The organism is Clostridium sp. CM038 (assembly GCF_055081105.1).
Map to the genome: position 1 here is coordinate 623,182 of NZ_CM143651.1, position 12,008 is coordinate 635,189.

General features: G+C 34.4%; 10 protein-coding genes. 3 read left to right on the forward strand and 7 right to left on the reverse strand.

What is annotated here, in order from left to right; translation table 11 throughout:
• Positions 1-79 precede the first annotated feature (79 nt).
• Entirely contained in the window at positions 80-1,573 is a 1,494-nt protein-coding gene (locus tag ACWJKS_RS02880; protein WP_462959674.1) for a hypothetical protein, read from the reverse strand.
• A 179-nt stretch (positions 1,574-1,752) separates the two neighbouring features.
• Here ACWJKS_RS02880 and xdhA point away from each other — a divergent pair, with 179 nt between their 5' ends.
• The 3 genes from xdhA to xdhC are packed head-to-tail and all read left to right on the forward strand — an operon-like array spanning position 1,753 to position 5,420.
• Entirely contained in the window at positions 1,753-4,032 is a 2,280-nt protein-coding gene (gene xdhA, locus ACWJKS_RS02885; RefSeq protein ID WP_462960383.1) for a xanthine dehydrogenase subunit XdhA, read from the forward strand.
• 19 nt (positions 4,033-4,051) lie between these two features.
• The gene (gene xdhB / locus ACWJKS_RS02890) at positions 4,052-4,939 is read left to right on the forward strand and encodes a xanthine dehydrogenase subunit XdhB (protein WP_462960384.1); all 888 of its coding nucleotides are present in this window, start codon (positions 4,052-4,054) and stop codon (positions 4,937-4,939) included.
• Complete coding sequence (xdhC, locus tag ACWJKS_RS02895; RefSeq protein WP_165412649.1) at positions 4,932-5,420, forward strand: xanthine dehydrogenase subunit XdhC; 489 nt, start codon at positions 4,932-4,934, stop codon at positions 5,418-5,420. Before xdhB ends, xdhC begins: the two co-directional genes overlap by 8 nt.
• 90 nt (positions 5,421-5,510) lie before the next feature.
• On the opposite strand, the gene ACWJKS_RS02900 is transcribed toward xdhC, so the two are convergent.
• The 6 genes from ACWJKS_RS02900 to ACWJKS_RS02925 are packed head-to-tail and all read right to left on the reverse strand — an operon-like array spanning position 5,511 to position 11,761.
• Positions 5,511-5,975 (reverse strand): nucleoside deaminase, encoded by a 465-nt coding sequence (locus ACWJKS_RS02900; RefSeq protein ID WP_165412650.1) that lies wholly within the window; start codon positions 5,973-5,975, stop codon positions 5,511-5,513.
• 47 nt (positions 5,976-6,022) lie between these two features.
• Entirely contained in the window at positions 6,023-7,375 is a 1,353-nt protein-coding gene (locus ACWJKS_RS02905) for a uracil-xanthine permease family protein (protein ID WP_165412651.1), read from the reverse strand.
• Between the two features lie 29 nt (positions 7,376-7,404).
• Positions 7,405-8,598: a knotted carbamoyltransferase YgeW gene (gene ygeW / locus ACWJKS_RS02910; protein WP_462960387.1), complete on the reverse strand. Its 1,194-nt coding sequence runs from the start codon at positions 8,596-8,598 to the stop codon at positions 7,405-7,407.
• Positions 8,599-8,634: 36 nt separating this feature from the next.
• The gene (locus ACWJKS_RS02915; protein ID WP_165412653.1) at positions 8,635-9,834 is read right to left on the reverse strand and encodes a YgeY family selenium metabolism-linked hydrolase; all 1,200 of its coding nucleotides are present in this window, start codon (positions 9,832-9,834) and stop codon (positions 8,635-8,637) included.
• A gap of 57 nt (positions 9,835-9,891) precedes the next feature.
• The gene (gene dpaL, locus ACWJKS_RS02920; protein WP_462960388.1) at positions 9,892-11,103 is read right to left on the reverse strand and encodes a diaminopropionate ammonia-lyase; all 1,212 of its coding nucleotides are present in this window, start codon (positions 11,101-11,103) and stop codon (positions 9,892-9,894) included.
• A 19-nt stretch (positions 11,104-11,122) separates the two neighbouring features.
• A complete protein-coding gene (locus tag ACWJKS_RS02925; RefSeq protein WP_462960389.1) occupies positions 11,123-11,761 on the reverse strand; it encodes a helix-turn-helix transcriptional regulator in 639 nt (212 codons plus the stop codon).
• Positions 11,762-12,008: the final 247 nt, after the last annotated feature.

Sequence of the window (12,008 nt, forward strand, 5' to 3'; positions counted from 1 at the left end):
TTAGGAATAAAAATAGGTATAGCAAACAAGCCTACACGATGCAGGAATTTTCAGAAAAAAGTACTTAATTGTCAAACAGCTACTCTAATAAATTTAAAATACTAAAACCTGAAACTTTAAGTCTTGCATCTAGATGAATATTAATTCCAGCAATCATAGTCATAAATGAATAACGTTTTTTACCATGTATTCGTAAAGTATGAATTTTATAATCATTTAGAATACGATTGTTTATACGTTCTGAGCAGGTTCTAGTTTTATAAATAGTTTTCCATTGTTTTGAGCCGCGAGGCACAGGAGTAAACAACCGCAAATCCCATGATGGTTTAGTGTAGATTACTCGCCCATAAGGTGAAGGTGAGCACTGTTCACAGCAAGAGCAACTAGCAACCTTTTTTAAAACTAAAGGGCAACGCCATTTAAGGCGTGAACGACTTTTTTCATAACCGTTATAGACCATTTCATGGCCACCAATACAGATAGGAAATCCTTTTTCATTAATATCTAGAGTAACTGGATATTTTGAATTTCCTTTGTTTTTGGAGTTCAGATCAATAAAGGGATTAATGTTCCATTTAGAACATAATTCATATGTAGGGTAGTTATCATTAGCTGAGTCAAGAACATAATTTGATATAGTGAACTGCGGTAACAGTTCTCTAAATTCAGCTAATGCTACTATTCCAGTGACACTGTCGTGTCTGCTTGCCTCTACAAATCGTAGATAAATAGGTAGATCTATCTTATATTTTTTATTATAGACAGATAAAGCATAGAGAGTGTAGCCATAAAACCAACGATTTTCATGGCTGTCCCAACCCCAATTAGCATTTATGTCAGAAAGTCTACGAGGGCATTTGCAATCGTAAATTCCATTTTCACGGCAGTCACAAACTTTAGAACCATAGTAAGAAGACTTACAGTGAACACAAGTACCATCGCCGCCAACTGTAAGGTTATCTTTTTCTATTAAGTTAAGATTAAAAGAGGGTTCTACAGCAACTAATGAGAATATTTTTTGAAGCAGCCTTTCGGCTCTTAGGGAAAATGAGCGACCAGCTTCAAAAAAATCTGAAATTCTCTTAACAACACCAGTTTTTTTATTAGGAAGCTTTTTATTTTTCCCGGGTGCCTTAATTTTAGAGGGTTTCTTCTTATACGAATATATTTTTTTTAGGTTTACCCTGTCGGTAGACAGATTTGAAAGCCATAATCTAGAGATAAAATCATAATGAGCACCAAGTGATGGGACATTATTTTTAGTGCAGCCTATACAGGTTGCAAGTAACTCACAGGCATGAATCTTTTTAACCCAGTTGGTAATGCTTGTTTCCTTTTGAAAAAGCATTAAAGAAAATGAACGAAATATCTCAGGTTGAAGAGTTGCAGGTCTACCAATATTAGAATAATAAGGTTTTAATATCTCTCTAAGAATATCTAAGTCTAAGCAATACAACTTAGAGATAGAAGGTTCAAGTTCTATAATTTTTTTAGGAAAAGCTTTGTAGAAACATGAGAGATTTAAAATAATAAATTGCTGATAATCAGCATGAGAGCTCCAATTTTTAAGCATAAAATAATCCTCCTATTAAAACATGTCTTTAAGAGGAGGACCGCAAAATTTTACAGGCTTGTCAAGTGTTTTATGCAAAAAAAGTGGGGGAATCAACAAAAATTAATGATACTAAAAATGAGTAATCACAGGAGCTAAGGAGTTTCCGTGAAAGCTCTTAGTATACAAGGAGGGAAAACATGAGTATTGGGAAAAGTATTAAAAGGGTTGATGCTTTTGATAAAGTAACTGGACGTGCACAATATACAGATGATTTTCAATTAAATAATTCTCTAGTTGCTAAAGTTCTTCATAGTACTATAGCTAATGGATTTGTTAAGGCTATTGATATTACAGAGGCAATTAAGCTCCTAGGAGTTGTAAAAATTGTAACTTGTTTTGATGTTCCTAATATTAAATTTCCAACAGCTGGGCATCCTTTTTCAATTGACCCTAGTCATGCGGATATTGCGGACAGGAAGTTACTTAATCAAAGAGTTAGATACTATGGTGATGACATAGCAGCTGTAGTTGCTAAAGATAGTGTAACGGCAATAAGAGCAATTAATCTTATAAAAGTTGAATATGATGAATATAAACCATTAATGTCCATTGAAGCTGCTTTAAAAGAAGGGGCAAAAGCAATTCATGAAGATTACCCTGATAATATTCTTTCGCATACAAATTATGAAATGGGTAATTATGATAATGCGATAAAAGAACAAGGACTTATTGTTTTTGAAGGGGAATACGAAACTCCGACCGTCAAACATTGCCAGATTGAAAATCCAATTTCCTATGCATATGAGGAGGGAAAAAGAATTGTTGTTGTTTCATCAACTCAAATTCCTCATATTGCAAGACGTGTAATTGGTCAAGCACTTGGTGTTGATTGGGGTAAAATCAGAGTTATTAAGCCATATATAGGTGGAGGATTTGGAAATAAACAAGATGTTCTTTATGAACCACTTAATGCATATTTATGTAAGGTTGTTGGTGGTAGATGTGTCAAACTTGATCTGACCCGGGAAGAGGATTTTGCTAATACCCGCGTGCGTACTGCCATGAAAATCAAAATAAAAAGTTATCTAAGACCAAATGGACGATTTGTTGCAAGAAAAGTTGAGATATATGGGAATAAAGGTGCTTATGCATCACATGGACATAGTGTAACAAATAAAGCTGGCCACGCATTTAAACAGATATATCAAGATGCGGTTGCAACTAAAGGTGATATGTATTCAGTATTTACGAATATGCCTCCATCTGGTGCCATGCGTGGTTATGGGATACCACAAATAACTTTTGCGCTTGAATCCCATATGGACGATATTGCAACAAAATTTGGGTTAGACAGGATTGAAATAAGAAAACTTAATGCTATGAAAGTAGGTTTTGTTGATAATCAGGTTAAATGCAATAGTAATGGTCTTAATGAATGCATCGAAAAAGGTAGAAAATATATTGAGTGGGACAATAAACTTAAAGAATACCAAAATCAAACAGGACCCATAAGAAAAGGGGTTGGTATGGCAATATTTAGTTATGCAACAGGTGTTTATCCAATATCACTCGAAACAGCATCTTGCAGGATTGTGCTTAATCAAGATGGTTCTGTTCAAGTTCAAATGGGTGCGACAGAGATAGGTCAGGGGGCAGATACGGTATTTAGTCAAATGGTATCAGAAGTTCTAGATATTCCAATTGAAAATGTCCATATGATATCAACTCAAGATACGGATATTACCCCCTTTGACACAGGTGCTTATGCATCTAGGCAATCCTATGTATCGGGGATGGCCGCTAAAAAAACAGCTATAAAGCTCAAAGAAAAAATAATCGAACATGCAAATTTCATTTTAAAACTTCCATCAGGCAACATTGATCTTAAAGATAATAACATTATAAATAAGGAAACTGGTGAAGTTTTAGCTTCACTTAAAGAAGTTGCTATGCATGCACTTTACAATGTAGAAAGATCAGTTCATATAACAGCTGAGGAAACGAACCAATGTAAATCGAATACATTTTCTTTTGGAGTATGTTTTGTCGATGTTGAAGTTGATATTCCCGTTGGTAAAATTAAAGTTATTAAAGTTATTAACGTTCATGACTGTGGTAAAGTTCTTAATCCAGCACTTGCTAAAGCACAGGTACATGGTGGTATGAGCATGGGACTCGGTTATGGTTTAAGTGAGCAGCTATTGTTTAATGAAAAGACTGGTAAATTACTTAATGACAATTTACTTGATTATAAATTTCCAACTATTATGGATACACCACATTTGGAAGCCCAGTTTGCGCAAACATATGATGTGTCAGGGCCTTTTGGTAACAAGGCACTAGGAGAACCGCCTGCAATACCCATTGCACCTGCAATTAGAAATGCTGTGCTAAATGCTACAGGAGTTCAGTTTAATGTTGCTCCGTTAACGCCACAAAGACTTGTAGAAAAATTTAAGAATCAAAATTTGATATAAAGATGGAGGCGACATAACAATGTATGATATCGGAAAAATATACAGTGCAACTTCAACTCAAGATGCAATACAGCACCTTGTAGATGACCCTGATGCTGTAATTATTGCAGGCGGAAGTGATGTACTTATTAAGATTCGCCATGGAAAGCTTGCTGGATGTTCTCTTATAAGTATTTATGGATTAGATCAGCTAAGAGGAGTATCGATGGAGGAAAATGGTAGTATAAAAATAGGCGCTCTTACGAGTTTTTCACATATAACCAAAAACAGTATTATTAAAAAATATATTTCTGTTTTAGGAGAAGCGGTTGATGAAATAGGAGGCCCACAATTAAGAAACATTGGCACAATTGGAGGAAATATTTCAAATGGTGTTACAAGTGCCGACAGTGCATCGACGTTATTTGCACTGAATGCTATTCTTGAAATAGAAGGCCCAAATGGGAAGAGAGTTATTCCTATTTCGCAGTATTATGTAGGCCCAGGAAAAGTTAGTCTAAAAAATGGTGAAATACTTACGGCTATATATATTACAAAAGAAAATTATGAGGATTTTACAGGTAATTATATTAAATATTCTATGCGTAATGCAATGGATATTGCAACCCTTGGATGCAGTGTAACTTGCAAACTTAATGTGCAAAAAGATGTGGTTTACGATGTACATCTTGCCTTTGGGGTTGCAGGTCCTATTCCTATGAGATGTCCAAAAGCTGAAGAAGCTATAAAGGGAATGAAAATATCTGATGAAATGTTCAATATTTTTGGAGAAGTAGCAAAGACAGAAGTTAATCCACGTACTTCCTGGCGTGCATCTAAAGATTTTCGTCTCCAGCTTGTTTACGAATTATGTAAACGGGCTTTAAAGGAATCAATAAGACTATCGGGAGGTATGATCAATGGCTAATACAATTTTAAATTTCACAGTAAATGATGAACCTAAACAACTTATGATAGATGATAGAGAATCACTTACGGATGTTCTCAGAAATCATCTTCATCTTACAAGCGTTAAAAAGGGCTGTGAGGTTGGAGAATGTGGGGCTTGTACTGTTCTTATAAATGGTGAAGCTTTTGATTCTTGTATTTACCTTGCAATTTGGGCAGAGGGTAAAGAAATTCGTACAATTGAGGGTTTGATGGATGATGATGGAAATATAACAGATATTCAAGAAGCGTTTATTGATGAAGGTGCTGTCCAATGCGGTTTTTGTACATGTGGAGCTGTTATGGCATCTATACCTGTTCTTGAAGACAGTAAAGAGTATACAACAGATGAAATTAAAAAAGAACTTTCAGGTAATCTTTGTCGTTGTACAGGCTATGAGAATATATTGAATGCTGTAGAAAAAGTTAAAAAGCATCGCTGCAAAAACTGTGAAAGTTAAGAAGTGGGAGACTTTCCTTCTGAAATGTCATTAAATTTTGAAAAACAAAGCACTTCCATCAATGCGATGAAAGTGCTTTGTTTTTCATTTCTAATATTGAACCCTATCTGTTTTGATTTTCCATTTTTTAAAAGCTTCAAGGCTCTCTTCTCTATCTATTTGTAGCACTTCGACTTGCAATATCTTTGCAGTTCCGTTTATTACATCATAAATATATTGGTCATCAAAATCTATGTTTGCAGCATCTTGCCTAGTTGAACCATAATAAAGAGTTTTTATTTTTGCCCAATGAATTGCTGCGAAACACATAGGACAAGGTTCACAAGAGGAGTATATTACGCAATCTGATAAATCAAATTTACCAAGTGTACTGGAAGCTTTTCTAATGGCTGTAACCTCAGCATGTGCAGTAGGGTCATTGGTCTTAATAACTTGATTATGAGCGGAACTTATAATTTCACCATTTCTTACAATAACGGCTCCAAAAGGACCACCATCATTGTTCTCCATTCCGGCCAAAGCTTCTTCTATAGCGATTTTCATAAACTTATTCATTTTTATACCACCTTATTAAAAAGCCACTAAAGTGGCTTAATTCTTTTTTACATGTTTTTTGATTCAGATTTATTATTAGTAATAATAATGTTTTCAGGTTTATCTTTAGGTAAGATAAGGTTTAATGCTATTGCAACTATAGTTGTAACAACAATAGATGATTTTCCGAATATAGATATAAACCATCCTGGGAATAGAGCAAATGCATTGGGTACTTGAACTATACCTAGACCTAACGCAACTGCAATGCCTACAACCGTTGAGTTTCTCATTGTAAGATTATTTGAAGCAATCATCTTAACCCCTGTCATTGTTATTGTGGCAAAAACAGAGATTGTTGCTCCACCAAGAACACATTGAGGGATAGTTGTAAGCAGTGAGGCAAATTTAGGAATAAGACCTGCTAAAATTACAACAAAAGAAGCAAAAGCAAATACCCACTTATTGATAACTTTATTTGTAATTACTATACCTACATTTTGGCTATATGTTGCAGTTGGCATACAACCAAAGAAAGCACCAATTATACTTGAAAATCCGTTTCCAATAATACCACCAGAAAGCTCTTTGTCAGTAGGAGTTCTATCCATACCTCCACTTGTTGTAGCAGATAAATCACCTATAGCTTGAACAGAATTTACAATATACATTATAGCCATAGATATTATAGCTGTAATATTAAAGCTTATACCAAAGTGTAGTAGCTTTGGAGCTTGAAACAATCCAGCTGAAGCCACCGCATCAAAGGATACCATTCCAAGAAACATAGCAATAACATATCCCACAATTATACCTATTAAAATAGATGCTAGTTTGAGAGTTCCTTTAGTAAAATAATTTAAAAACATTACAACAGCAAGTGTTGTTAGGGCAACAGCCCAATTTTTAGGAGAGCCGAAAGTTGGAGAACCAGCACCACCAGCTATATACATAATAGCGACTGAGTAGAGTGATAATCCTATGCTAAATATAACCGTACCAGTAACAAGCGGTGGAAAGAATACTAAAAGTTTTTTCACAAACATTCCGAAAAGTATAGCAATTAAACCACCTATTATTTGGGCTCCAAAAACAGTAGCAATGTTAAATTCACCAGTAATAGCCGTTAATGTTGGAACATATGCAAAACTTACTCCCATAATTACAGGTAATCGTGAACCAATAACTTTACCGAGTGGGAAAATTTGAATTAAAGTTGCTATGCCGGCAAAAAACAGTGAGGATTGTACAAGTAAAATTTTGTCAGAAGCGGTGAGATTTGCAACACCACCAATAATGAGAGCCGGTGTAACACAACCAACAATCATAGCAACAACGTGTTGCAGGCCCAGTGGTATAATTTCTTTAAATGAAGGTTTACCATCATATTGGAATAGTAAGGATTTTTGATTAGAACTCATAAAAACTTCCCCCCATGATTTAATTTGGGTTATTTTACTTTGCGTTCTTTATCGCTTATTTCAAGCGTAGCTAAAACTTCCTGTGGATTTTTAACTTTACTTAAGAAGATCATAGCAGCTATTGTATAAGGTTTATAACTTGCTTCTTTATAAAGTGGTATGCGGTAACGATCAAATACAGAAGCATCAACTTCTCCAACTACGCAGTTAACACCGGAGATATCAGCGGGCAAACAGTGAAGATAAAGTGCTTTCCCATCTTTTGTAGTTTTCATAAGTTCCTCAGTACACTGCCAATCCTTATGCTCAGCATTTTGTGCAAGGAGTTCTTTTTCAAGCGTATTTATACCAGCTTGGTCATTTTTTGCATATAAATCTGTACGTTTTTCCATAGCAACAAAAGGAGCCCAGCTCTTAGGATAAACTATGTCGGCATCTTTGAATGCTTCTTCCATAGAATTCGTTTTTGTAAATGAACCGCCAGACTTCGCAGCATTTTTTATTGCGATTTCTTCGACTTCACTCATAACTTCGTAACCTTCTGGATGTGCAAGAACAACGTTCATACCAAAACGAGTTAAAAGTCCAATTACTCCTTGAGGAACTGAAAGTGGTTTACCATAGGATGGAGAATACGCCCATGACATAGCGATCTTTTTGCCTTTTAAATTTTCAATGCCACCAAATTCATTTATAATATGAAGAGCATCAGCCATACATTGAGTAGGGTGATCTATATCACATTGCAAACTAACAAGTGTCGGACGTTGTTCTAAAATTCCTTCATCATTACCTTCTTGTACAGCCTTAGAAACTTTACGCATATAAGCATTACCTTTTCCAATATACATATCATCACGGATGCCTATAACATCTGCCATGAAAGAAATCATGTTAGCAGTTTCTCTTACTGTTTCACCATGAGCAACCTGAGATTTTCCTTCATCAAGATCTTGAACTTCAAGACCAAGAAGGTTACAAGCAGAAGCAAAGCTAAATCTTGTACGAGTTGAATTGTCACGGAACAGTGAAATTCCAAGGCCACTATCAAAGATCTTTGATGATATGTTATTTGTTCTTAATTCTTTAAGAGCTTCTGCAACTGTGAACACTGACTCGAGTTCATCTTTTGATTTTTCCCATGTGAGAAGAAAATCATTATTATACATATTATTGAAATCTAGGGAGTTAAGTTTGCTGATGTATTTATCCATTAAAGCCATTTTAAAAAACTCCTTTTTATTTAATATTATTTAATATTATTTATTTTTACAATAAATCGTTGGGAGAGCAGCATATACAGCAGCACATTTAACCAAGTCAGCTTTCCAAGTTTTTTCATTTGGAGCATGAGCTTCCTCCTCTTTACCAGGTCCAAAACCAATACAAGGAATATTGTATCTACCCATTATAGAAACTCCATTTGTAGAGAAGGTCCATTTATCAACAATCGGTGTTCCATACATACCTTCGTATGATTCAACCATTGCTTTTGTAGCGGGGGCATCAACAGGCAGAACCCATGTAGGGAAATAACAATCAGTTGGATAAACAAGACTTGTCCAGCTTGGTTTTTCATATTTGTACATTGTTACTTCAGCTTTATATTTTTTAGCAAAAGGCAGCGTACGAACTTGTTCAAGAGCTATTTCAAAAGTTTCACCATCTGTTAAACGACGATCAAGTGAAATTGCACACATATCAGCAACAGCACAACGCGATGGAGAATTAAAGAATATCTCAGAAACAGTAACAGTTCCTTTACCGAGGAACTCATCATAATGCAAATTATCGTTAAGACCTCTAATTTCTTGAAGAATATCAGCCATTTTATATATAGCATTATCACCACGCTCTGGAGCTGAACCATGGCAAGATACTCCCTTAACTTCAACACGTATTTCCATACGACCACGATGACCTCTATATATATTTCCGTTTGTAGGTTCTGTTATAACAACGAATTCAGGTTTTATCTTATCTTCATTATGAATATATTGCCAACATAATCCATCACAGTCTTCTTCTTGAACTGTACCAGTAACTAAAACAGTGTATTTGTCAGATAAAAGTCCCATATCCTTCATGATTTTTGCACCATAAGTAGCAGAAACTATACCACCAAGTTGATCTGAGGAACCACGTCCACCAATTTCTTCATCATTTTCATAACCAATGTATGGATCAAATGTCCAGTTACTTAATTCACCAAGCCCAACAGTATCAATGTGGGCATCATAAGCTATAAGAGTTTTACCGGATCCCATGTAACCTAAAATATTTCCCATCTTATCAATTTCTACTTTTTCAAAACCAAGGGACTCCATTTCCGCGGCGATTCGTCTTATAACGCCTCCCTCTCCTGAACTTTCACCTGGTATAGCTATTAAATCACGTAAGAACTTTGTCATTGGAACTTTATAGCCCTCTGCTTTTTCCTTAATACTATTAAAATCCATTTTTTATTCCCCCTTAAATTTGAATAAATATTAAATTTCTAGCTAAAGTGATATGCATTATAATGATGAATAATTACCATCCCATACAATATTACGATAAACATCTGGGTCAGTATCTCCCTCTGTTGAGAATAAGAGTACTTTTGAATTTTCATCAAGTTTTAGAGCCTCTTTTAAATCTTTTAAATCATTATTTTTCATTATATTAAAGAGAATACCCATTGTTACAGCGCCAGATTCACCAGAAGTAACCGTAGGATCTCCCTTAATAGGTGCAGCAAGTAGTCTCATTCCTTTAGCAGAAATATTATCTGGGCAAGATACAAAGAATGAACTATTATTTTTTAAAATATCCCATGATATTGTGTTTGGTTCACCACATGCAAGGCCTGCCATGATTGTTTGCATATCATCAGTAACAATTCTTATATTTCCATCTTTTGCTGATGCTGAGCGGAATATACAATCTGCTTTATTCGGCTCTACTATAGTAACTATTGGTGCATTTTCAGGATAAGCATTTGCAAAATAGCCTTGAACTGCACCAGCAAGAGAACCCACACCAGCTTGTAGAAAAATATGAGTTGGTGCATCACAGTTATCATCATGAAGCTGCTCATTAGCTTCCATTGCCATTGTTCCATAACCTTGCATAATCCAAGAAGGTATTTCTTCATAACCTTCCCATGCAGTATCTTGAACAACTACAGAATTAGGAGTTTTTGCTGACTCGGCTATTGCGATGCGGACGCACTCGTCATAATTTGCATTTTCGATTGTAGCTGTAGCACCTTCATTTTGAATGTTCCTTAGTCTAGTTTCTGATGAGCCTTTTGGCATAAAAACAACACATTTTTGGCTTAACTTGTTAGCAGACCAAGCAAGACCTCTTCCATGATTTCCATCAGTTGCTGTGAAGAAAGTTGTTTGTCCGAATTCTTTAAGAAGTTCTTTTGATGTAATAGTATTATAATGAAGAGTTGATATATCTTTGCCTAATTTTTTTGCAATGTAACGACCTATAGCAAAAGAACCACCTAAGACCTTAAAAGCATTTAAGCCAAATCTATAAGACTCATCTTTTACATACAGATTTTTAAGGCCAAGGAATCTAGCCATATTATCTAGTTTAGCTAAGGGTGTTTGACTATACTGTGGGAAGCTTTTATGGAAAGAAGATGCCTTATCAATTTTTTCAAGGGACATTATATTTAACATTTTATTACTGTTTTTAGTGAGATCATTCCGTACCCATTTTATTTTATTCATAACAAAACCTCCGGAAAATTTATTTTTTTATATCTACATAATTGTAGATTGAATACTTTGAAATTCCGAAAAAACTTGCTATTTTATCGCCTGCTTTAGTGATTAGGAAAGCGCCGGCATCATTAAGATATTGAATAGCTTGTATCTTTTCGTCTTTACTCATTAAAGCAACTGGTTTATTTATTTTTTTTACAGATTCCTCTAATAAATCATCTAGTAGTTGATTTACATTTTGAGGAATTTTATTCCCGTCGTAAATATTCTCTTTATGACTAATCAAGGATTCTATACAATTACTAGCCATAGTTAGTTCAGTAATATCATAGTTAATAGAAAATATACCAACAGGAATGTTTTCATCATTTCGTATATATATAGTACTTGATTTTAAAACCCTGCCATCATGAGTTTTGGTAATATAGTTTAAATTATCTTCAATTTGTTCACAATTACTTTTCAAAGCATTTAATACAACGCGAGAAGCACTACTGGTGCTTGTTGTTCTCTTTGTAACATCGCCATTCTCAATAAAGAGAATTGGGTAATCTGGATTACCGGAAGATAAGTCATGTATAACCACTTCACAATTTCGCCCAAATTGGGATGAAATGCCTTTGGCTAATTTTTTTAAAAAATCTAAATTACTGTTAATATCCATAATAAACCTCTCAATCAGTTATATAATAAGTAATAATTATTAAAATTTTACAAATATTTTATAAATTCAGTATATCAGTATTTTTTTTATAAATCAACAAAAATTACAAAAATTTTTTAAGTTTACAAAAAAATTAAAATAACAAATTGACTAAAGTCGGAAAAAAATGGTAGAATAAATTTGGAATAGTAAAAACAATGAGAACAATCAATTAATTGCATATCATTTTGAAAATATATTACAGGAG